Annotated in this window: 23 protein-coding genes; 11 read left to right on the top strand and 12 right to left on the bottom strand. The window is 69.1% G+C overall.

Features of this window, described 5'->3' with window-relative positions:
• Positions 1–4: 4 nt before the first annotated feature.
• A complete protein-coding gene (gene pqqA, locus OOK40_RS19250; protein ID WP_266483108.1) occupies positions 5–115 on the bottom strand; it encodes a pyrroloquinoline quinone precursor peptide PqqA in 111 nt (36 codons plus the stop codon).
• Positions 116–388: 273 nt separating this feature from the next.
• On the opposite strand from pqqA, the gene OOK40_RS19245 reads away from it, so the two are divergent.
• The 5 genes from OOK40_RS19245 (at position 389) to OOK40_RS19225 (ending at position 3346) form a co-directional block, all read left to right on the top strand.
• Complete coding sequence (locus OOK40_RS19245) at positions 389–1231, top strand: aldo/keto reductase (protein ID WP_266483106.1); 843 nt, start codon at positions 389–391, stop codon at positions 1229–1231.
• Between the two features lie 73 nt (positions 1232–1304).
• The gene (locus tag OOK40_RS19240) at positions 1305–2045 is read left to right on the top strand and encodes an SDR family NAD(P)-dependent oxidoreductase (protein ID WP_266483105.1); all 741 of its coding nucleotides are present in this window, start codon (positions 1305–1307) and stop codon (positions 2043–2045) included.
• An 8-nt stretch (positions 2046–2053) separates the two neighbouring features.
• Positions 2054–2236 (top strand): hypothetical protein, encoded by a 183-nt coding sequence (locus tag OOK40_RS19235; RefSeq protein WP_266483104.1) that lies wholly within the window; start codon positions 2054–2056, stop codon positions 2234–2236.
• Positions 2237–2347: 111 nt separating this feature from the next.
• Positions 2348–2764 (top strand): hypothetical protein, encoded by a 417-nt coding sequence (locus tag OOK40_RS19230; protein WP_266483103.1) that lies wholly within the window; start codon positions 2348–2350, stop codon positions 2762–2764.
• Between the two features lie 126 nt (positions 2765–2890).
• On the top strand, positions 2891–3346 hold the full coding sequence (locus tag OOK40_RS19225) for an RICIN domain-containing protein (protein WP_266483102.1): 456 nt from the start codon (positions 2891–2893) through the stop codon (positions 3344–3346).
• 1 nt (position 3347) lies between these two features.
• On the opposite strand, the gene OOK40_RS19220 is transcribed toward OOK40_RS19225, so the two are convergent.
• Together OOK40_RS19220 and OOK40_RS19215 are read right to left on the bottom strand one after the other, a co-directional pair.
• Positions 3348–4220: a trans-aconitate 2-methyltransferase gene (locus OOK40_RS19220; protein ID WP_266483101.1), complete on the bottom strand. Its 873-nt coding sequence runs from the start codon at positions 4218–4220 to the stop codon at positions 3348–3350.
• 26 nt (positions 4221–4246) lie between these two features.
• The gene (locus OOK40_RS19215) at positions 4247–5209 is read right to left on the bottom strand and encodes an AraC family transcriptional regulator (RefSeq protein ID WP_266483100.1); all 963 of its coding nucleotides are present in this window, start codon (positions 5207–5209) and stop codon (positions 4247–4249) included.
• Between the two features lie 81 nt (positions 5210–5290).
• On the opposite strand from OOK40_RS19215, the gene OOK40_RS19210 reads away from it, so the two are divergent.
• Together OOK40_RS19210 and OOK40_RS19205 are read left to right on the top strand one after the other, a co-directional pair.
• Positions 5291–6124, top strand: a complete 834-nt coding sequence (locus OOK40_RS19210) for an NAD(P)H-binding protein (RefSeq protein WP_266483098.1) — start codon at positions 5291–5293, stop codon at positions 6122–6124.
• Positions 6125–6397: 273 nt separating this feature from the next.
• Positions 6398–8080 carry a penicillin-binding transpeptidase domain-containing protein gene (locus tag OOK40_RS19205; protein WP_266483096.1) on the top strand — a complete coding sequence of 561 codons (1683 nt, stop codon included), beginning with the start codon at positions 6398–6400 and terminating at the stop codon, positions 8078–8080.
• A 165-nt stretch (positions 8081–8245) separates the two neighbouring features.
• On the opposite strand, the gene OOK40_RS19200 is transcribed toward OOK40_RS19205, so the two are convergent.
• On the bottom strand, positions 8246–8578 hold the full coding sequence (locus tag OOK40_RS19200) for a TetR-like C-terminal domain-containing protein (protein ID WP_266483094.1): 333 nt from the start codon (positions 8576–8578) through the stop codon (positions 8246–8248).
• Between the two features lie 5 nt (positions 8579–8583).
• Positions 8584–8889 (bottom strand): 4a-hydroxytetrahydrobiopterin dehydratase, encoded by a 306-nt coding sequence (locus OOK40_RS19195; RefSeq protein WP_266483092.1) that lies wholly within the window; start codon positions 8887–8889, stop codon positions 8584–8586.
• Positions 8890–8999: 110 nt separating this feature from the next.
• Here OOK40_RS19195 and OOK40_RS19190 point away from each other — a divergent pair, with 110 nt between their 5' ends.
• Positions 9000–9506, top strand: coding sequence for an FBP domain-containing protein (locus OOK40_RS19190; RefSeq protein WP_266483091.1), 507 nt, complete (start codon positions 9000–9002; stop codon positions 9504–9506).
• A gap of 12 nt (positions 9507–9518) precedes the next feature.
• On the opposite strand, the gene OOK40_RS19185 is transcribed toward OOK40_RS19190, so the two are convergent.
• Entirely contained in the window at positions 9519–11060 is a 1542-nt protein-coding gene (locus OOK40_RS19185; RefSeq protein ID WP_266483089.1) for an ATP-dependent DNA ligase, read from the bottom strand.
• Between the two features lie 66 nt (positions 11061–11126).
• On the bottom strand, positions 11127–11846 hold the full coding sequence (locus tag OOK40_RS19180) for a DinB family protein (RefSeq protein ID WP_266483087.1): 720 nt from the start codon (positions 11844–11846) through the stop codon (positions 11127–11129).
• A 208-nt stretch (positions 11847–12054) separates the two neighbouring features.
• On the opposite strand from OOK40_RS19180, the gene OOK40_RS19175 reads away from it, so the two are divergent.
• A complete protein-coding gene (locus OOK40_RS19175; protein WP_266483086.1) occupies positions 12055–13116 on the top strand; it encodes a phosphatidylinositol-specific phospholipase C domain-containing protein in 1062 nt (353 codons plus the stop codon).
• Between the two features lie 59 nt (positions 13117–13175).
• Here the strand turns inward: OOK40_RS19175 and OOK40_RS19170 are convergent, their stop codons facing one another.
• The 4 genes from OOK40_RS19170 to OOK40_RS19155 form a co-directional block, all read right to left on the bottom strand.
• Positions 13176–13913 carry a sigma-70 family RNA polymerase sigma factor gene (locus tag OOK40_RS19170; protein ID WP_323136077.1) on the bottom strand — a complete coding sequence of 246 codons (738 nt, stop codon included), beginning with the start codon at positions 13911–13913 and terminating at the stop codon, positions 13176–13178.
• Positions 13914–14143: 230 nt separating this feature from the next.
• The gene (locus tag OOK40_RS19165) at positions 14144–16453 is read right to left on the bottom strand and encodes an FtsX-like permease family protein (protein WP_266483085.1); all 2310 of its coding nucleotides are present in this window, start codon (positions 16451–16453) and stop codon (positions 14144–14146) included.
• 3 nt (positions 16454–16456) lie between these two features.
• The gene (locus tag OOK40_RS19160; RefSeq protein WP_266483084.1) at positions 16457–17242 is read right to left on the bottom strand and encodes an ABC transporter ATP-binding protein; all 786 of its coding nucleotides are present in this window, start codon (positions 17240–17242) and stop codon (positions 16457–16459) included.
• The gene (locus OOK40_RS19155) at positions 17239–17742 is read right to left on the bottom strand and encodes a PadR family transcriptional regulator (protein WP_266483083.1); all 504 of its coding nucleotides are present in this window, start codon (positions 17740–17742) and stop codon (positions 17239–17241) included. The genes OOK40_RS19160 and OOK40_RS19155 overlap by 4 nt, the downstream gene beginning before the upstream one ends.
• Before the next feature lie 156 nt (positions 17743–17898).
• On the opposite strand from OOK40_RS19155, the gene OOK40_RS19150 reads away from it, so the two are divergent.
• Both OOK40_RS19150 and OOK40_RS35300 read left to right on the top strand, forming a co-directional pair.
• The gene (locus OOK40_RS19150) at positions 17899–19161 is read left to right on the top strand and encodes an ABC transporter substrate-binding protein (protein WP_266483082.1); all 1263 of its coding nucleotides are present in this window, start codon (positions 17899–17901) and stop codon (positions 19159–19161) included.
• Positions 19106–19894 (top strand): ATP-binding protein, encoded by a 789-nt coding sequence (locus tag OOK40_RS35300; RefSeq protein ID WP_323136076.1) that lies wholly within the window; start codon positions 19106–19108, stop codon positions 19892–19894. The genes OOK40_RS19150 and OOK40_RS35300 overlap by 56 nt, the downstream gene beginning before the upstream one ends.
• Positions 19895–19933: 39 nt before the next feature.
• On the opposite strand, the gene OOK40_RS19140 is transcribed toward OOK40_RS35300, so the two are convergent.
• The gene (locus OOK40_RS19140; RefSeq protein ID WP_266483081.1) at positions 19934–20299 is read right to left on the bottom strand and encodes a hypothetical protein; all 366 of its coding nucleotides are present in this window, start codon (positions 20297–20299) and stop codon (positions 19934–19936) included.
• Positions 20300–20398: the final 99 nt, after the last annotated feature.

Below are 20398 nucleotides of genomic sequence, written 5' to 3'. Positions count from 1 at the left end.
GGGTCTACCGGTCGGTGAGGGCGTAGGCGGTGACTTCGAGTGCGGTCTCGACGACCATGTACTCGGGGGTCTGCCAGGTGGCCGTCTCCTCCGATGTTTCCTTGCTGTCCTGCATGAGCCGTACCTGCCTTCCTGAGATGTGGGGGTCAGGAGTGATTCAGGAGTGATTGCCCGGTGACGCATGGTGGAGCAGGACTGAAACTTCCGTTCACATGAGTGTCCGGCGTTCAGCTATGTGCCATAGAGTTGCGTCTTGAGGAGACGTGGTCAATGGTCCGGACCGATAAGGTCGGAGCTGTATCAGGCCAACTTCGGCGTCGGGAATGCGTCTGCGAAGGTGATCGTTGACGATGGGCGTACCAACCGACGACGTAAGGATCGACCGCTCGTGAGCAAGGTCCCCTCCCTCACCCTCAACAATGGCGTCGCGATGCCGCAGCTCGGCTTCGGTGTCTGGCAGGTGCCTGACGACGAGGCGGCGAAGGCGGTTGGCACGGCTCTGGAAGCCGGCTACCGCAGCATCGACACCGCGGCCATCTACGAGAACGAAGAGGGCACCGGACGTGCCGTGGCCGCCTCCGGAATCGCCCGCGAGGAACTCTTCATCACGACGAAGCTGTGGAACGGCTCGTCCGTGACGTGGACGCGTGACGCCGTCCTGCGCGAATTCGACGCCTCGCTGAAGAAGCTGGGCCTCGACCATGTCGACCTCTACCTGATCCACTGGCCGCGCGCGATGCGCGAGGACTACCTCACGATCTGGAAGACATTCACCGAGATCGAGCAGAGCGGCCGCGCGAAGGCGGTCGGCGTCTCCAACTTCAAGGTGCCGCAGCTCAGTCGCGTCATCGAGGAGTCCGGCGTCGTACCGGCCGTCAACCAGGTCGAGCTGCACCCGCAGCTCCAGCAGGCGGAGCTGCGCGCCTTCCACGCCGAGCACGGCATCCGCACCGAGGCCTGGTCCCCGCTGGGACAGGGCAAGGGCCTTCTGGAGGTCCCCACGGTTGTCGCGATCGCGCAGAAGCACGGCAGGACGCCCGCCCAGGTAGTGTTGCGCTGGCACCTGCAGACGGGGAACGTGGTCATTCCCAAGTCGGTTACTCCGTCCCGTATCGCCGAGAACTTCGATGTGTTCGGCTTCGAGCTGGACGACGAGGACATGCTGGCGATGGCCGCCCTGGACGAGGGCAAGCGACTGGGCCCCGACCCGGACGGCTTCGACTGGAACTGACGTCCCTGATCGACGCAAAGGGCGTGCCCCTGGCTGCTGTTCAGCAGCCAGGGGCACGGTCAGGAGGCAGCACGTGTCACGTCCGGTCACCATCGTCACAGGCGGCAGCCGGGGCATCGGCGCAGCGACATGCGCCCGGCTGGCTGCCGACGGCCACGACCTCACCCTGGCGTACGTCAGCGACAGCGCGGCGGCGGACGAGGTCGCAGCCGCTGTACGTGCGGCGGGCGCCCGCTGCGTCACGGTGCGGGCGGACGTGTCGGAAGAGGCCGACGTGGAGCGGCTGTTCGACACCGCCGCACGCGAACTCGGCCCGGTGACCGGCCTGGTCAACAACGCCGGAGTGACCGGGCCGCTCGGCAGACTCACCGACACCCGTACCTCGGACCTGCGCCGGGTGGTCGAGGTGAACCTCCTGGGCTACCTGCTGTGCTGCCGGCGGGCCGCCCGCGACATGGCCGCGCTCGGCTCCGGCGCCATCGTCAACATCTCCTCCGCGGCGGCAACGCTGGGCAGTCCCGGCGAGTACGTCCACTACGCCGCGACGAAGGCGGCCACCGACGCCCTGACAGTCGGCCTGGCCAAGGAACTCGGCCCGGACGGTATCCGGGTCAACGCGGTCGCACCCGGCGTCATCAACACCGACATGCACGCGACCATGGGCGACCCCGACCGCCCGGCCAAGGCGGCCACCACGATCCCGCTCGGCCGCCCCGGCGAACCGGAGGAGATCGCCGCTGCGGTCGCCTGGCTGCTGTCGCCGGACGCGTCGTACACGACGGGCACGGTCTTGAGGGTCTCCGGCGGCCGGTGACCGGCATCATGTCCGAACGGGTGGACGCCCTGACGCCGGACCCGCGGGAGATCGCGTGGCACGCCTGGCTGCCCGAACCCGCGCTGCGGGAGGCACTGGATCAGTGGCCTTTCGTTCCCGACGGCCGGGAGGCATTCGCGAGGTATGCCGCACTGCCCGGGAGGCGACCGGTCGAGCGAGGACGCGACTGACCCGTAACGCAGCCGAAGGCCGTTTCGCGGCGAGCGCGTCGATTCCTCATATTTACGCCCCATATGCCTAGGGTTGGTGATCCGCAGTCCCCCTTCCCCTGGAGTGATCCCATGGAGCGTTTCAAGCGTGCGTCGGTGACCGGAATCGCGACGGCCGCCGTGCTGGCCGGTTCGGTCGGAGTGGCCATGGCCGTTGTCTCCCCCGCGCCACCGGCGACGGACACCGGCCGTGACAGCGCGAGACCGGCCCAGGAACGACCCACGCTGACGGCGAGAGCCACGACCGACGGCGTCCGGGCGTGGCAGGAGTTCCGGGTGTACGGCAAGGCCAGGCATCTGGCGCCGGGTACCCGGGTCACGCTGCAGCAGAAGCAGAGCGGCAAGTGGGTCACCCTGCCCGCCTCCATGAACCTCACGCAGAGGTCGACCTACAAGATGCGGGTCTACCTCGGCCTCAAGGGCCGCAACACGCTCCGGATCGTCGGCGGCGGCACCGTTTCGCCGCCCCTCAAGGTCCGCGTGCACTGAGGCCGGCACGGCCTCACCGGAAGGCGTCGCCCTCGCCGCCGTCAGGCGTCCGGCGAGGGCTTCGCCCAACCCCTCTCGTACGATCGGTCAGCGCGAACGCGACAGGCCGACCGAGAGGTACGAACATTGAGCGGGGCATTGGCACCAGGGCTCTATCTGGTGCGCAACATCGGCAGCGGGCTGCTCCTCGAGGTGTACGGCGGAGCCAAGGGCAGCGGTGCCAATGTCCAGCAGGGCAAGGACAGCGGAGCCCCGGCCCAGCAGTGGCAGATCGATCCCGTGCCGGGTGGCAGCGGGCTCTACCACTTCGTGAACGCCGCCAGCGGAAAGCGGCTGGACGTCGCGAACGCCTCCACCGAGAACGGCGCCAACATCCAGCAGTGGAAGGCCAACAACTTCGGCGCCCAGGAATGGATCGTCGAGCAGCACCTGGACGCGCCGGGCACCGTCACCGTCGTCAGCTTCATCAGCGGTCTGCTGCTGGAGGTCGAGGGCGGCAGCACCGAGGACGGCGCGAACGTGCGGCAGTGGGAGGACACCGACTGCCCCGGCCAGTGGTGGCGCCTGGAGCCCTGCTCCTGACTCAGTCCCGCCGTGCGGTGTGCACCGTGCGCGCGGTGAGCAGGTACGCGTCCGGGCGGTGGAGCAGGCCCTGCGGGTCCTCGGGGTCGAGCAGCCGGTCGAGCACCGCGACATCGTCCGCCGCCAGCCGTCCGTCCAGCATCTTGCGCTGCCAGTCGAGGGCGCCGACGAGATGTTCGCGTACGGCGTCGGGCACCGGCGCGGGGATGTCGAGCAGGAACGAGCGCGTCCCGCTGGGTGTGAGGCCCGCGGCAGCCATCAGCGCCCGCCAGTCCTCGATCTCGTCCTTCGCTCCGGGCAGCCCGGCCCGCATCTCGATGAACCACTCGCCCTGCGCTGCCTCGAGCCTGCTCTCCAGACCCGGCCGGCCGATCCCGATGTCGCGCGGCAGCTGACGCGTGGGCAGTCCGCCCTCCGCGATCGCGAGGAGCCCGCCCGGGCGCAGCAGCCGGGCGAAACCGCCGAGCGCGGCGCGCTGGTCGCCGATGTGGTGCAGCGAGTTGCCCGCCCAGATCAGATCCGCCTCGCCCAACTCGTCGATTCCGTCGGGGAGTTCGGCATGGTGCGTACGGACACGGTCCCCGAGCCCGGCGCGCTCGGCGCGGGCGCGGGCTCGTTCGAGCAGCGGCTCGGTGGCGTCCACGGCCACCACTTCCGCGTACGGGAACGCCCGAGCCAGCAGCAGGGTCAGCACTCCCGGGCCGCTGCCGATGTCCAGGACCCGCCGGACCCCGGCCGCCGGCAGCAACTCACCCAGCCAGTCCCCCACCTGCTCGTACAGGGGGCTCTGGAACTGCGCGTTGCGTTCGAGCAGCCCGCTCATCTCGTCCCAGTCGATATGCGTGGTGTCGTGATTGTCGTGGTGATGACTCATGCCCCCAGCGTCGCGCCGCGGTGCCGTCAGCGCGAATCTTGTTGCCGTTCCGGCAAAGCTGCGCCGGTGCGGTGTTCCTGCGGGCTGACGCCCCGTACCCGCTTGAAGGCGGCGCTCAGCGCGAACGAGCCGCTGTAGCCGACCTTTCTGGCCACCGCCTCGACCGTCGCGTCGGTGTCGCGCAGCAGATCCGCTGCGAGCGCGAGCCGCCACCCCGTGAGGTACGCCATCGGCGGCTCCCCCACCAGATCGTTGAAGCGGCGGGCGAGCCCGGCCCTGGAGACCCCGCACTTCGCGGCCAGCGAAGCCACCGTCCACGGGTGCGCCGGGTCGTCCTGAAGCAGCCGCAGCGCCCGGCCCACCACCGGGTCACCCATGGCCAGATACCAGGCGGGCGCCTCGGCGCCCGGACGCGAGAACCAGGCCCGCACCACGGCGATCAGCACCAGATCCAGGATCCGGTCGAGCACCACGCTCTGGCCCGGCTCGTCCCGGGTGATCTCGTCGTCGAGCACCGGCATCAGCGGGCAGTCCCAGATGTCGGCGGGCAGATGGAGCAGTTGGGGCAGCGCGTCCAGCAGGCGCGCGCTGACCTCGCCCTTCATCTGGTACGTCCCGACCAGCATGGTGGCCGAGCCGTGCGGGTCGTTGCCCCAGCTGCGTACGCCCAAGTGCATGGACTCCGCGAGCGGTTCGCCCTGGAGGGTGTGGCAGGTGCCGCCAGGACCGATCAGCGCCGTCGGCTCGCGGGTGACCTGGTCCGCCGCGGTGTACGGTCCCGGGCCGCGTGCGATCGCGACATCGCCGGGACGCAACAGCACCGGGTCACCGTCGTCGGGCATGATCCAGGCCTCGCCGGCGGTCATGCAGAGCAGGGACAGCGGGGCCCGGTCCTCGATGCGTACGGACCACGGCGGCTCCATCACCATCCGCAGGAGGAAGGCTCCCCTGGCGCGCGGTCCGTCCAGAAGTCCGGCGAGAGCGTCCATGGTCCTCAGCGTAGACGGACGCATATGGCATTGAGTCTTGGGAGCATGGAGAGTCCAGACCGTGGCCGCGACCCTTGAGGCATGACAGAGAACCTGAAGCAGGAAACGGTGTTGGTGACAGCGGCCACGGGCAAGACCGGCCGGCGGGTGGCAGAGCGCCTCGCGGCGCGCGGCGTGAACGTGCGGGCCGGATCGCGCAAGGGATCGGTCCTCTTCGACTGGGAGGACGAGTCGACCTGGGGACCCGCACTGCGCGGCGCGGACGCGGCCTACGTCGCATACTTCCCGGACCTCGCGGCCCCGGGCGCGCCCGAGGCGATGCGGGCCCTCGGCCGGGTGGCGGCCGCGAGCGGAGTCGGGCGTCTGGTGCTGCTCTCCGGCCGCGGTGAGCCGGACGCGGTGGTGGCGGAGGAGGCGCTGCGGGAATCGGGCCTGGACCTGACGGTCGTACGAGCCAGCTTCTTCGCCCAGAACTTCAGCGAGGGCGCGATGTACGAGGGGGTCCTCACCGGAGAGATCCCGTTCCCCGCGGGCGAGACCGCCGAGCCCTTCATAGACGCCGACGACCTGGCGGACGTGGTGGTAGCGGCGCTCACCGAGGACGGTCACGCCGGACAGGTCCATGAGCTGACGGGACCGCGGCTGCTCACCTTCGGCGAGGTGGCGGTGGAGATAGGCCGGGCGTCGGGCCGCGAGGTGCGGTACGTCCCGGTGTCCGGGGTGGAATACGCCGAGATGCTGCAGCAGTTCGGCTTCCCCGGACCGGAGTCGGAGTGGCTGTCGGACCTGTTCACGATGTTGCTCGACGGCCACAACGCGTCGCTGACGGACGGGGTCCGGCGGGTACTGGGCCGCGAGCCGAAGGACTTCGCGGCCTTCGCCCGGGACGCGGCGGGCGGGGGTGCGTGGGGGTAGGGCCCCGGGGGCTTCGCCCCCTAGGTCCGCGTATGCGACCTTCGGCCGCGCTCGCCGATGAACAGCATCAGGACGAAGTCGGTATGACGCTGCTCTCACCTGGAGGACCGACGACCGTGCAGGCACGAGCCACCCATGGTGCGGCCTGCAAGCGCGAAGCCGACCTGGTGGCGGTCCTGCGGGGGGGGGCTGAGGGGTTGACCCTGGCCCCGCCACCCCTATGGTGGGGCCTCCGGTGAGGAGCCCGGGGGAGCGGGGGACAGCGGAGGACTTGTGGGCAAGAGAAGGCGCGCCGCGCGCAGCAGAACGAACCCCGCCCTGATCGGCGGGGTGGTCGCGGTGGTCGTGGGCGGTGCGGGGTTCGCCGGGTACAGCATGTACAGCGGCGACGCGGCGGGCGAGGACAGCACGGCCGACCGCACTGCGAGGACACTCGCAGCAGGCCCGGTGAAGGCCGCGGAGGTCCAGGCCACGGCCGACGGGTTCCTCACCGCCTGGCAGCGGGGCGACGCCGCGAAGGCCGCAGCGTTCACGGACCGGACAGCGGCGGCACGGGCCGCGCTGTCCGGGTACCGCAAGGACGCGCACATCGACGAGGTGACGCTGACCCGCGGTAAGGCGTCCGGGCCGAAGGTGACGTTCAGGGTCTCCGCCACGGTCTCGTACAAGGGGAAGAGCAAGCCCCTCACCTACGACTCCGAGCTCACAGTCGTCCGGGCCGAGGACGGCAAACCGCTCGTCCGCTGGCAGCCGTCCGTCGTGCACCCGGACCTCAAAGAGGGCGACACGCTGGTCACGGGCGAGGCCGACCCGCCGGTCAGGGCACTGGACCGCAATGGCGCGGAGCTCACCACGGCGAAGTACCCCTCGCTCGGCACCGTCCTGGACGGCCTGCGGGAGAAGTACGGCAGAAAGGCCGGGGGTAAGGCAGGGGTCGAACTGCGGGTGGTCCGCGGGGACAGCGCGAAGAAGAGTGAGCAGGGGGCGGAGGAGAGCGAGGACCAGCCCCCCAACAAGACGCTGCTGACGATGTCCAAGGGCATACCCGGAACGCTGCGGACCACGCTCAGCGCGACCGCCCAGGCGGTCGCCGAGCGCGAAGTGGGCGAACGCGAGCGGGCATCCGTCGTCGTCATGAAGCCGTCGACGGGCGAGATCCTCGCGGCGGCCAATTCGAGCCATGGCTACAACACGGCGCTCCAGGGGTCCCTGGCACCCGGCTCCACGATGAAGATCGTGACTGCGTCGATGCTGCTGGAGAAGAACCTCGCGTCGATCGACAAGCAGCATCCGTGCCCCAAGTACGCGTCGTACGGCGGCTGGAAGTTCCAGAACGTGGAGAACTTCGAGATCAAGAACGGTACGTTCCGTTCGAGCTTCGCGGCGTCCTGCAACACCGCCTTCATCACGCAGGCCGGGAAGCTCGACGACGACGATCTGACCAAGCAGGCCCAGCAGGTCTTCGGGCTGGGCCTGAACAACTGGTCGACAGGGGTGTCGAGCTTCGACGGCGCGGTGCCGGTGCAGAGCAACGCACAGATGGCGTCATCGCTCATCGGGCAGGGCGGGGTACGGATGAACCCGCTCAATGTCGCGTCCATCATCTCCACGGCCAAGACCGGCATCTTCCGGCAGCCGTATCTGGTCTCGCCCGACGTCGACGACCGGTCGCTCGCGACGGCCCAGCGCAAGCTGGACGCTTCCGCGCAGACGCAGCTGCACGAACTGCTGAGCTACACCGCGACGTCAGGCTCCGCCGCCGAGGCCATGGCGGGCCTGGGCCCGGACATCGGAGGCAAGACGGGCTCGGCCGAGGTCGACGGCCAGGAGAAGCCCAACGGCTGGTTCACCGCGTGGCGCGGCGACCTGGCTGCAGCGGCGGTGGTGCAACAGGGCGGGCGCGGAGGCAAGTCGGCGGGACCGCTGGTGGCAGCGGTACTCCGGGCCGGCGGCTGACGCCCGCACCGGTGAGCAGGGGAGCCGGTCCGCGTGCTGAACCGGCAGCCGCTCGGCCTTCACCTGCGCCCGCTGGCCGGCCCGTTGGCGGGGCGGCGCGCCGGTCGCCGTCGACGCGACTCTCTGGCATGAGCGCCTGGGGGCCAGGGGTTCAGGTGTGCTCGCTCAGGCCGTTTCCGACCCGCCCGCGTTGCTGAGCAGTCTGTCCACGAGGAGTTCCGGGTAGCCGGTGGCCGGTGGTTCGATGCCGAAGATCGCTCGTAGGTAGAGCGGTGCGATGAGCTGATCGAGGATCTGTTCGAGGGGCGGGGGGTTCTCGCCGCGGGCCGCGGCTCGCTCACGGATGCGTTCGATGGCGTGGATCCGGCGTTCGAAGTGTTGCGCGCGCTCGCCCTGCGCCTGGGCGCTGCCCGGCATCGACAGGGCGACGGCCCGCACGAGGAGCCGGCCTTCGGGCTTACGGATGCTCGCAACAGGCCGGGCCGGGCGTCCGGCCACGCCCGTCAGCCCGCGCCGTGGCCCGCGGCGATCTCTTCCACGCGCTGGGCCAGCTCGAAGTCCTTCTCGGTGACCGCGCCGCCCGCGTCGTGACTGTTCACCGACAGGGCGACGGTGTTGTAGCCGAGCGTCAGATCCGAGTGGTGGTTCAGCGCCTCCTGGATCTGGGCGATGTGCACGACCATCGCGGTCGCCGCGAAATGCGTGGAGAGGCGGTAGGCGCGGGCGATGCGGTCGCCCTCCTGGGACCAGCCGGGGAGCTCCCGCAGGCGGTCCTCGATCTCCTTCTGCGACAGCGGCTCTGTAGGCATGACCAGGATCCCTTCTGAAAACGGCTCAGGAAGCGGCTCAGGAAACGGCGGCGGCTTCGGCCACCATAAATGGGATGCCCGCCCGAACGCGCTCTGTGTACCTTCCACCGGTGGAAGCACTGACCGAAAAGCAGATACGCGGATCCTTCGTCAACTGTACGAAGGGCGAGGCCACGCGCATGAAGCTGCCCGCCGATTTCGCCGAACTCCCCTGGGACGACCTCGACTTCCTCGGCTGGACCGATCCCGGTGCTCCCCTGAGGGCGCACATCGTCCTTCCCCGCGAGGACGGGCCGGTCGGCATCACCCTCCGGGTGCCTTCCACCGGACGGACCAGCGCCGTGAAGTCCAGCATGTGCCAGGTCTGCCTCACCGGGCACGCCTCGTCCGGGGTGACCCTCTTCGCCGCTCCCCTGGCCGGCGCGGCGGGCCGGGACGGCAACACCGTGGGCACGTATCTCTGCGCAGACCTCGCCTGCTCGCTCTACATCCGCGGGCGGAAGCTGCCGAAGCTGCGCGGCGGTCTGCACGAGGAGACACTCACCCTGGACGAACGGATCACCCGCACGGTCGACAACCTCACGGCCTTCGCCGACAAGGTGATGGGCCTGCGCTGAGCCGACCGGGGTTCAGGCGCGGGAATCCAGGACCTGTTCGATGGTGTCGGCCTGCTCGGCGGGCTTGTCGGGGCGGTGACGCAGTACGCGCGCGAAGCGCAGCGCGACGCCGGCCGGGTAGCGGGAGGAACGCTGGACTCCGTCGTACGCGATCTCGACGACGAGTTCGGGACGGACGGTGACGGTGAACCCGTCGTCCCCGGTTGCCAGTTCGCCCAGCCGCTCCGTCTGCCAGCGCAGCATCTCGTCGGTGAGGCCCTTGAAGGTCTTGCCGAGCATGACGTACGTACCGTCGGCGGCGCGTGCGCCGAGGTGCAGGTTGGACAGGAGTCCGGTACGCCTGCCATGGCCCCGCTCGACGGCCAGGACGACGAGGTCGAGCGTGTGGACCGGCTTGACCTTGAGCCAGGAGCGGCCGCGGCGGCCTGCCGTGTAGGGCGCGTCGAGAGCTTTGACGAGCACGCCCTCGTGGCCGCGGCGCAGAGTCTCGGCGAAGAACTCCTCTGCGTCGGTGATCTGCCCCGCGTCCGCCGGGTCCTCGACGACCGTACGACGCACACGCATCGGCTCCTGTACGAGGCGGGCGAGGACGGTGTGCCGTTCGGCCCCGGTGAGGTCAAGGGTCGGCTCCCCGTCGGCGGCCAGCACATCGAAGAAGACGGGCGAGAGGGGGAGAGTGGCCCGGGCGGCGTCCACATCGACGCGCGAGCCGACGCGGGAGGCGATGTCCTGGAAGGAGACGGGGCGTCCGCTCCTCGCGTCCAGGGCGATGACCTCGCCGTCCAGAATAAACTGATCACTGGTCATGGCCCGTGCTGCGGCGGTGACTTCGGGGAGCCGGTCGGTGATGTCGTCGAGGGACCTGGTGTACACACGGATGTTCTCACCGGCGCGATGCACCTGGACGCGGATGCCGTCGAGCTTCTCCTCGACGACGCAGGCCGTCTCCAGCGCCTGGACGGCTTCGGTGACCGACTTCGCCGTGTGAGCGAGCATCGGGAGGACGGGGGTACCGACGCGCAGCCGGAACCGCGCCAGGGCGGTCGGCCCGTCGGCGAGCAGGGCGCGGGCGACGCGGGGCAGCGACCCGTCGAGCATGACGGCCCGGCGCACATCGGCGGCGGGCGCGTCGGCGGCCTTCGCGACGGCCTCCAGCGCGACTGCGTCGAGCGCGCCCTGGCGGACCTCGCCGATGAGCAGCCGCATCAGAAACTCCTGCTCCGCGGCGGTGGCGGCGGCCATCAGCTCCCGCACGAGCCGTTTGCGCTCGGCCTGGGACCCGGGCCCCGCGACGCTCGCGAGCCCGGTCAGGGCGGCGTCCGTGTCGGCGACGGTGAGGCTGGGGGCCTCGGCGGGAGGTACGGGTTCCTTGAGCACGCTCCAGCCGATGCCGATACGGCCCTGCGGGAGGCGCCCGGCGAGGTAGGAGATGACGAGCCCGACGTCATCGGGCTCGGCCTCGGCGAACAGCCCCGCGAGCGCGGCGATCTTCCGCGAGCGGGCGGAGGTGGCGGCGACGTCGCGCGACACATCGGCGACCCGTACGAGAAGCATGCGGCCATGGTCCCTCGCACCGAGGTCGAGCGCACGCGGTGCGACGGGGTACGGGCGCGCCGGGGCCTACCCGGGAGTGGTGAAGCGGGCCCGCCACAGGTCGCGGAGCAACGCGATCTCGGCCATGTGGTGGATGAGTTCGAGGTTGGCCCCCGAAAGCACGGTGATGAAGGGGTGGTCGGCGTCGTTGCTGTACGGGTACTGGGAGAAGCCGACCGTGTCGAGCTGCTCGTCGGTGACGGCGGCGACGCTGTCGCGCCAGCGGTCGATCACCGCCCAGAACCGCTCCAGCGTCAAGGCGGCGGAGGGGACGAAGTCGACCATCAGCTTCGGATCCTGCCGCCGTTCACCGAAGGTCCACTCCCATCCGCCCGCGAATTGGAAGTGCAGGTGCGCCAGCCGCCACGCGATGGTCGTGATCGGCGTCGCGTCGGGCTCCGGCGCACCGGTGTGGGTGAGGATCTGCTCGACCCGCTCGACACTCACGCTCCAGTCATCGGCGATCTTGGCGACGGTCATGCCGCCGGCGGCCTGCCGGGCAACCTCGGCGTACTCGTTTGCCGGGATGTCCGGGGCGCCCAAGTCGAGCACCCACTCGCCCGGCCCGAACGCCCTGGGCGTCGCCGCCTCGCCCCGGCGCCGGATCGACCAGCAACCGGGCACCGGCTCCCACAGGTACTCCTCGTCGCTGAGCCCCGTCAGCCGCACCTGGGCCATCTCCCTGGCGTGGTCGAACTGGTCGAGCAGCAAGCCCAAACGGTCGGTCCGCGCGCCCTCGGTCCCCATGCCTGGCTCCCCTTCGCCTTCGCGCCTCGTGCCTCGCTGCGCTCAGGCAGAAGTTAACGGCTCACCTCACGAGGCGCGACCGATTTCCCCCCGCACACATCCGCCGCATCCGTAACGGCCGGTCCCCGTCTCCCCCCGGTTCACTCAACTCCCCTACTCTTCCGTCGACTTGATCGCATCGACCCAATCGACGCAAAGGCAGGGGACCATGGGGAACCTCAAGCGCGCCGCCCTGACGACCACCGTCGCAGCCGGGCTGTTCGCGAGCGCGCTCGCGCCGGCAGAGGCGGCCACGCCCGGTTCGGTGGATCCGGGGCAGCTGCCCTACTCCTCCGCCACCTGGGTGGGCGTCCACAACGCCTACGAGAAGGCCAAGTACCCGTACTTCGCCGACGCCCTCGACTCCGGCGCCGGGATGCTCGAACTCGACGTCTGGACCAATGTGTTCGGCCGGTCGTGGCGGGTCTCGCACAGCAATCCCCTTGGCAACAACAACAATTGCGAGAGCGCCTCCAGCCCCGCCCAGCTGCGCACCAAGGCCAGAAACCAGGACCTCGGCGGCTGCCTCTCGGACATGAGGGCGTGGCACGACGCCCACCCCGGTCACCGGCCCATCCTCATCAAGGTCGAGATGAAGGACGGCTTCCAGAACAACAACGGCCGCGGCCCCGCCGCGCTCGACGCACTGCTCTCCGCCCGGCTCGGCGACGCCCTGTTCCGTCCAGCCGATCTGGCGGGCGGCCTCCCGGAGCTCGACACGGCTGTCAGGACGAACGGCTGGCCCGCCCGCTCGGCCCTCGCGGGGAAGTTCGTGGTGGAGCTCATCCCCGGCACGGTGGAGGAGAGCAACCCGGCGGACTCACTGTGGACGGACCGTGAGTACGCCATGCATCTGCGTAATCTCGCCGCCGCAGGGCGCCTCCGGGACGCGGCCGCGTTCCCGGCCGTCCATGGCGCCGCCGCGGGTGATCCCCGCACCCGGTACGCCGACGCGGGCATCCGCCCCTGGTTCGTCCTCTTCGACGGTGACGCCGGTACGTACGCGGGCGGGAGCGTCGACACCTCGTGGTACGACCGGAACCACTACCTCGTCGTCATGACGGACGCACACAACGTCGCGCCCGCGATCGACGGCACGAACCCGACCGAGACGCAGGCGCGGGACCGCGTCAACCTACTGGCGGGCCGTTACGCGAGCGTGGTCTCGGCCGACTGGTACCCGCTGCCGTCGGTGCTCGCGACGGTTGTGTCGAGGGGCAGCGGACAGTAACGGAACGTTACGTCCATCACAGGCCTGACCCCCGGTAACAGGGAACGGGCCGGGACGGTTTATCGTTCACCTATACGTGGAGACGCGATGCGTCCCCACCCTGTGCCGCCCCGGCCGGAAACCCCCGTTCCGGCCGGGGCTTCCCTTTCGAGCGCCAGCAGCGCGGGGCCGACCAGCGCGGGCAGCCGGTCGTTCACGCAGGTCAGCAGGGCCAGCCGAGCGCGACAGTCCGCGCAGTCCTCCAGGTGGAGGCACAGTCCCCCGGCCTGTCGCGGTGACTCCGGGGCCTCGCCCACATGGGCGGGAATCCGCTTCCAGTGCCTCTCGCACGCAGGGTCGTCCGGTATCCCGGGATGCGCGCGCAAAAACGCGTGCCGCAAACCCTCCTGCGCCCGGTGCAGCAGCACCGCCGTCGCTCCGTGCCCGGCGCCCACGCGGTGTCCGACCACGTCGAGAGGGTGATCCTCGACCTCGGCCAGCCAGAGCGCTTTGACCCAGCGCTCCGGCAGCTGCCGCAGGACGCGTGACAGGAGTCCGACGTACGCGATCCGGCGGCTCGGATCCCCGTCCGCGTCGGCGAGATTACGCACAGTGGTCGCCAGAGAGGCGGGCACGTCGTCGACCGAGCGTCCCGAAGACAGCCGCCGCCAGACCCGGAAATGCGCCTCGGCGACGAGATCGTCGGCCAGCCAGGGATTGCCGGTGAGGGAGCGGGCGTACGCGACGAGCCGCGGCTGCTGCTCTGAGCACAGCCGCGCATAGGCGTCCGAGTCCAAGGCCGAGGGACTCTCGGACATAAGCAGACTCCTGTCCTATTTGTGATGAATGCGAAGCTGCCGAGCCTAACCAGCAAACCCCCAAGCCCCCCAATTTTGTGATGCAGGTCACATTGACCCGCTCGCCGTCCGCATGAACTGCGCACGCCGTCGACGTGCCGTACTACGGTTTCGGGTATGACAACTGTCGCGTCCGGCACCGGAGTAGGTCCGCTGCTGCGCGGCTGGCGTACTACGGGCGTGCCGTGAGCTCACATGACATCGCTGAGCGTGTCCGCCAGCCTGCGCCGGGAGGCCCTCGCGGCCGGCAGGGTCGAGACGGCGATCGCCCCGGCGACGGCGGCTCCGCCGAGCAGGAGCAGCATTCCCGGGGAAGGAGGCTGGGCAATGCCCGCGCCGAGCCCGCTCGATCGCCCCTGCAGGTCGATCAGCCACGTCGATACGTACACGCCCAGGATGGTCCCCGTCAGGGCTGCTGCCGCAGCGATGAACCCCGTGCTTGTGACGATCACCGCGGTGATCTGACGGGGGGTCAGCCCGATGGCTTTGAGGGCGAGAAGGTCGCGGCCGTGTTCGCGAAGTCCCGCGGCGATGACGGTGAACAGTTCGGCCAGACCGATGAAGGCGAGCACTCCGACGAGTCCGATGATGACCCCGCGGGCGGCCGAGAGCTGGTCGGCGGGATTGGTGTTCTTCCGCACCTCGAGACCACCGTCGGAGGACTCGGCCAGTGCACTGCTCACAGCTTCGGGGTCGGCCGCATGCGTCAGGACCAGGTTGTAGAACTCGGGCCGCAGCGAGGCGTCCCCCTCCCGCAGCGTGTCGACGGTTGTGGAGATCACGCGGCCGCCGTCTTGTGGCTCGATACTGCGGCCCACGATATGGAGGACCTGCGGGCTGCCTCCGACGGTCATGCGGACCCAGTCACCGACCTCCGCTCCCAGGAGGTCGAGAAGTCCCTGGCCCGCCACCGCTTCGTCCGAGTTCTGGATGGTGCGGCCCTCAGCAATGGTGAAGGGGTAGGGGTGCCCTATGGTGCCCAGGCCGCGAAGCGTGATCGTCCTGGTCTGGCCAGGGACGAGCGCAGCAACCTCGACGCCCGGGTGGGCGGCGGACACGCCCGGTTGATCGGACAGCAGCCTGCGTGCCGTCGCGTCGTCGATGCCCTCCGGCTTGGCGCGAAGTTCCGCGGCGAGTCCCACGTCCTCGGGTCGGCTTTCGAAGCGGTCGAGGGTCGACCAGGCTCCCAGAGCGATCGTGATCATCAGCAGCGGGAGCGCGAGCCGCCCCACGGCCGCCGCGGCGCGCGCCGGGCGGTGGAATGCCCCGCGCCAGCCGAGCACGAGTGCGGGCGGCGTTCTCAGCTGCAGAGCGAATCTGGCGGTTCTGGACAGCCGGCGGCCGCTCTTGATGGCTCCTCGGGCGATGGGAACGGGTGAGACGCGACCAGCACGCCAGGCAGCAAGGACGGTGGCTGTCGCGATGACGAGAACCGCCCCGAGTGACGTGGCAAGGACTCTCCAGGCATGCTCGGGCAGGTCGCGCCACAGCACCATCGCGTCCCCGATGCGGCCGGGAATCCGGGGGCCGAGCGTCTCTGTGACGATCGCCCCGAAGGCCACGCCGATGAGCGCGAATGCCGCGTGCTCGACCAGGAACGCGCGGACGACCTGACCGGGGGTGAAGCCGATGGCTTTCAGGACGGAGATGTCCCGGAGATGTCCCCGAACTCGGGTGCTGATGGCTCCGGTTACCGCGAGGGCGGCAGCCAGCAGGGCCCCCAGGCCGAAGGAGCCGAGCAGTAGTCCCAGGAGGCGGTTGTCGCCCTCCGCTTCGTCCCGCGCCTCCTCCCAGGTGGAGACTTTGGCAACCTGGTCGGCACCGATCAATGTCACCGCCTGCTGCACGGCGAAATCGGTGTCCTGGGGATCGGCCAGGCGAAGGCCGACCGTCTGCCCGACTCGGCGGGTGTCGGGTTCGACCCGGTGAAGCTGTGAGGGCAGCATCCAGGCGACGCCGGGCACCACACCACGGACGAAGCGCGGCTCCGCGGTGTCCGCGATCCCCACGACCTGAAGAGTCGTATCTCTGCCGTCGCTGCCGCGGACGCGCAGAGTGTCACCGGGCTTGACCCAGAGCGCATCGGCGGCCGATCGCTCGAGCACGATGCCGTTGGGGACGTCGTTCTCCAGCCAGTGTCCGGAGTCGACCAGTGGGCGAGCCGCTTTGGGCGGTTCGGTTGGGGCACCGCGCAGCTCCAGTGACACCTTCGCGCCGCGGATTTCGGCGGTCGCGGGGGCAGTGGGGAAGGGCCCGGAGAAGGCTGCGACGCCGTCGATGTCAGTCAGCTTCTCGGTGGGCGCGTCTGCCCTGGTGTGGATCCATACGTGCGCGCCGGAGGACTCGGTGAAGACGCGCTGCCATGGGTTGGCCGCATAGAGCAGGAGCGCGCCCGCCAACAGTAGCGAGGCGATGATGCCTGCGGTGGCCAGGATGATGAACAGTGCCTCGCCGCGGTTGGCCCGAAGGTCGGCGCGCGCCCACCGCACGGTGGCCCGCATCGGTCAACCCTTGATTCTCAAGATGTCGGCGACACTCCTCGGCACATGCTCAGGACCGCCGAGGACCGCGTCGTCGACGACCTGGCCGTCGAAGAAACTGATCACTCGGTCCGCCGTGCTGGCAGCCCTCGCGTCATGGGTGACCAGCAGGATGGTCTGGCCGCGCTGATGGAAGCGGGTGAGCAACCGCAGGACATCGCGGCCTCCCTTGCTGTCCAGGCTGCCGGTCGGCTCGTCGGCGAGGAGCAGACGTGGGTGGTTGACCAGGGCACGAGCCAGCGCCACCCGCTGCTGCTCGCCTCCGGACAGCTCGCCGGGCATGCTGCGCTGCTTGCCTTCCAGGCTCAGCTCAGCGAGCAGCTCCTCGCAGCTCGCCCTTGCCTGCCGTGGACTCTTGCCGGCCAGGAGCGCCGGGAGCTCGATGTTGTCGGTCACGGTCATGTTGGAGACCAGGTTGAAGAACTGGAAGACGATTCCGATGCTGCGCCGACGCAGCACTGCCCAGCGAGCCTCGCTCAGCGAGTCGACCTGTCGGCCGTCCAGCCAGATTTTCCCGCTGTCCGGGCGGTCCAGACCGCCCAGCAAATGCAGGAGGGTGGACTTGCCCGCGCCGGAGGGCCCGGTGACGGCGACGAATTCGCCCGGCTCGACCTGCAGATCGACGCCCCGCACGGCCCGTGCCTCGGCGCCTTCCGCCTTGTAGGTCTTGACCAGGCCCTGCGCCTTCACCATCGGCGGGGGATCAGCAGCAGACTGGGGATCAGCAGCAGAGGAGGCATCGCGGCTCATTCCAGCTCCTCCTGACAGCGTTCCAGCCAGTCGAGGTCAGCCTGTAGGTGCAGCATCGCACCCTCGATCAGCAATTGCGAGATTCGCTTGTCACGGTCTTCCGAGGCCGCGAGCCTGGACAGATCACGCATGGTGTTCAAGCAATGGCGGCGCTGTTTGTTGATCAATCCGATCCGGTCGGCCGCTCCCGTCTCGTGGGCGAGCGCGAGCTTCATGAAGAAATCATCCCGGATCTTCGGCTCGGCCGGCTCCTCGAACCAGTCAGCCACTGCTTCCCGCCCGGCTGCGGTGAGCCGGTAGATGCGCTTGTTCGGCCGACTGGCTTGAGTGATGTCCTCCCCCTGGATCAGACCCGCATTCTCCAGGCGACTGAGAGTGACATAAATCTGCCCGATGTTGGGCTGAGAGTAAGCTGCACCCATGAGCTTCTCAAGAGCTTGCTTGAGCTCATATCCATGAGCCGGCCCCTTGAACAAGAGCACCAGCAGGGCGAGACGCACTCTGTCTATTCCCCTCGCCGCGGATCAGGGAAGCGATTGTGACTTCCTCCGGCTTCGTTTCCCTTTTCGACCGGTTCCGCTATCCGTCATGGCTAACAGGTATGCATAGAGCATACGCCGGGAGAGCGACCGACGCGGCGCGCGAAGGAGGCATCCATGCGGTGGGCGCGGGCCGCAAGTGGAGGGCTCATGGCCGGAGCCCTGCTCCTCGCGGGCTGCACCGGGGACGGCGGCGGACAACGGCCCGCTGACACCGGTCCGATGACGTTCGTGACCGGCGGCGACCTGACGGATTATCTGCGCAACGTGCTGAGCGAGTGGAACCGCTCGCACCCCGCCGAGAAAGTGAAGGTCATCGAGCTGCCGGAAGCCGCGGACGAGGTACGCGCACAAATGGCAACCGGCTTGGCTTCGGGCAGTGGCCGCTTCGACGTACTCAACATCGACGTGACGTGGACCTCGGAATTCGCCGCCGCCGGCTGGATCACCCCGCTCGACGCCGACCGGTTCCCGCTCGACGACTTCCTGCCTCCGGTCGTGGACACGGCAACCTTCCGGGGGGAGCTCTATGCCGTCCCCTACGTCACCAACGCGGGGCTGCTCTACTACCGCAAGGATCTACTCCAGCGAGAGGGCAGGCAGCCGCCACATACCTGGCGCGAACTCGAGAGTATGGCGAAGTCGATCGCACCCAAGTACGGCCTCGACGGCTATGCCGGCCAGTACCTTCCCTATGAGGGTCTCACCGTCAACATCGCCGAGGTCATGCAGTCCGCCGGGGGCCAGATCCTCAGCGACGAGGGAGCACGGGTCACCGTCGATTCCCCCGCCGCCCGCGAGGGCCTTGATTTCCTCGCCCGCGGCGTTCGCGACGGCTGGATTCCCCGGAATGCTCTGACGTTCAAGGAAGAAGAATCCCGGCGCGCCTTCCAGAACGGCGACCTGCTCTTTCTGCGCAACTGGCCGTACGTGTACGACCTGGCCAACGAGAAGGGCTCCGAGATAGCCGGGAAGGTCGGCGCCGTCCCGCTGCCCGGACCGAACGGCCAGGGTTCGAGCATCCTCGGAGGCTCCAATCTCGCCGTCAACGCCAACTCACGGCATCAGAAGTCGGCGAACGAGCTGATCGCCTACCTCACGAGCGAGCGCGTCCAGCGCCAGGTGCTCACCCAGGGGTCACTGCCGCCCGTACGCGCGGCCCTGTACTCCGACCCCGCCTTGGTACGCCGGTTCCCCTACCTGCCGACGCTCAAGCAGAGCGTCCTGACGGCCAAGCCGCGCCCCAAGAGTGCGCACTACGAGCAGGTGAGTCTGGCTGTCCAGGCAGTCGCCCACGACGCCCTTGCGGGTCGGCAGACCTCGGATGAAGCGGTCGCCCGCCTGGCACACGAGCTGCGGGCCATCGTGCGCAGGGGCTGAGCTGCGCGGATCGGTCGCGATGCCCGACATTGCCGGACATAACATCTTGATCCTTCGCCTGGAGCCATTGACACGCCCCCTACACACCTACTTAACATGTATGCATAACTCCAGGTTCCGGCTCAGAGGTGCCCCCTCCACCGCCGACACCGCACGGTCCCAGCCTCGCTCTTCTCCGCGGGACATCAGGCCGATCGCGATCCACCACACTCCAGTCCGACACAATTCAGGACGGTCACTGGAAATGTATGCAACCCAGATTCACAGCAGCCGCTCAGATGGTGTGGCGGCACAGGAGTCGCTGATGCAGCCCCTGAGCGCCCCGCGGTTCCGCTATGAAATGACCTTCCAGACCCACGATCGTTCTGTCCCCGCCACCCGGCGCGCGGCCAAGGCCATCCTTCTAGGGGGCACTCCGGGCATGAAGGATGACTGCCTCGACCGTGCGCTGCTGATCATCACCGAGCTGGTGGCCAACACCGTCCAGCACGCCGCCCGGCTGTCCCCCCGCGCCGAGCTGACTCTCGTGACCGACGACCACTGTCTGACGATCGCCGTCCACGACCGCGACCCCCGCCTCCCCCGCGTGCTGCCCCCCTCGCACCCGGATGACATCGGAGGACGGGGCCTTCGGCTGGTCCACGACCTCGCCGCCGAGGTCGACGGCACCCTGGAAGTCCGCTGCGACCCCGATCGGCGGGGCAAGGCTGTACACGTCTCCTTGCCCCTCTGACCTACCCGGGGTTCTCCCTGTCGAGGGAGACGTCCGGCCTCAGGAAACCCGTTTGATCGTCCAGGTGTTGGGGTCATGGCTGGGCACTGCCGAGTACTGGCAGGCGCCGCTGTAGAAGCGGTTCACCAGCACCCAGCCCGCCGGGGGCAGGGTGGACATGCAGGCGTTGACGGTGGTGCCGATGGGCATGCCGGACACCTGCTTGATCTTCTTCATATTGGGGTTGAACGTGGTGCCGCACGCCCAGCTGTTCCACCACTGCACATCGACCCAGCCGGACGGCGTCAGATTGCTGTAGCACATGGACGCGGTGTCGCCGGGTGCGGCCGAGGCCGACAGTCCGGGGAGCGCGACGCATGCGGCAGCGGTCAGCAGAGCAAGCGAGGCCGAACGGAGACGGACCATGGTGTACCTCCAGATTCATCGTTCTCTCTACGCGAACTCCACAATCAGTACCGTTTCTCCGCATATGAAAAGTAGTCAGTTATCGGACTGAGCTGATAG

The organism is Streptomyces sp. NBC_01481 (assembly GCF_026339995.1).
Classification (GTDB): Bacteria; Actinomycetota; Actinomycetes; order Streptomycetales; family Streptomycetaceae; genus Streptomyces.
The sequence above is the reverse complement of the archived record's forward strand: the minus strand, read 5'-3'. Positions and strand labels throughout refer to the sequence as shown.

Coding starts and splice junctions, on each gene's coding strand:
- pqqA (WP_266483108.1), bottom strand. CDS start 115: ATGCAGGACAGCAAGGAAACATCGGAGGAGACGGCCACCTGGCAGACC.
- OOK40_RS19235 (WP_266483104.1), top strand. CDS start 2,054: ATGTCCGAACGGGTGGACGCCCTGACGCCGGACCCGCGGGAGATCGCG.
- OOK40_RS19230 (WP_266483103.1), top strand. CDS start 2,348: ATGGAGCGTTTCAAGCGTGCGTCGGTGACCGGAATCGCGACGGCCGCC.
- OOK40_RS19220 (WP_266483101.1), bottom strand. CDS start 4,220: ATGAGTCATCACCACGACAATCACGACACCACGCATATCGACTGGGAC.
- OOK40_RS19215 (WP_266483100.1), bottom strand. CDS start 5,209: ATGGACGCTCTCGCCGGACTTCTGGACGGACCGCGCGCCAGGGGAGCC.
- OOK40_RS19210 (WP_266483098.1), top strand. CDS start 5,291: ATGACAGAGAACCTGAAGCAGGAAACGGTGTTGGTGACAGCGGCCACG.
- OOK40_RS19195 (WP_266483092.1), bottom strand. CDS start 8,889: ATGCCTACAGAGCCGCTGTCGCAGAAGGAGATCGAGGACCGCCTGCGG.
- OOK40_RS19185 (WP_266483089.1), bottom strand. CDS start 11,060: ATGCTTCTCGTACGGGTCGCCGATGTGTCGCGCGACGTCGCCGCCACC.
- OOK40_RS19180 (WP_266483087.1), bottom strand. CDS start 11,846: ATGGGGACCGAGGGCGCGCGGACCGACCGTTTGGGCTTGCTGCTCGAC.
- OOK40_RS19175 (WP_266483086.1), top strand. CDS start 12,055: ATGGGGAACCTCAAGCGCGCCGCCCTGACGACCACCGTCGCAGCCGGG.
- OOK40_RS19170 (WP_323136077.1), bottom strand. CDS start 13,913: ATGTCCGAGAGTCCCTCGGCCTTGGACTCGGACGCCTATGCGCGGCTG.
- OOK40_RS19165 (WP_266483085.1), bottom strand. CDS start 16,453: ATGCGGGCCACCGTGCGGTGGGCGCGCGCCGACCTTCGGGCCAACCGC.
- OOK40_RS19160 (WP_266483084.1), bottom strand. CDS start 17,242: ATGAGCCGCGATGCCTCCTCTGCTGCTGATCCCCAGTCTGCTGCTGAT.
- OOK40_RS19150 (WP_266483082.1), top strand. CDS start 17,899: ATGCGGTGGGCGCGGGCCGCAAGTGGAGGGCTCATGGCCGGAGCCCTG.
- OOK40_RS35300 (WP_323136076.1), top strand. CDS start 19,106: ATGAAGCGGTCGCCCGCCTGGCACACGAGCTGCGGGCCATCGTGCGCA.
- OOK40_RS19140 (WP_266483081.1), bottom strand. CDS start 20,299: ATGGTCCGTCTCCGTTCGGCCTCGCTTGCTCTGCTGACCGCTGCCGCA.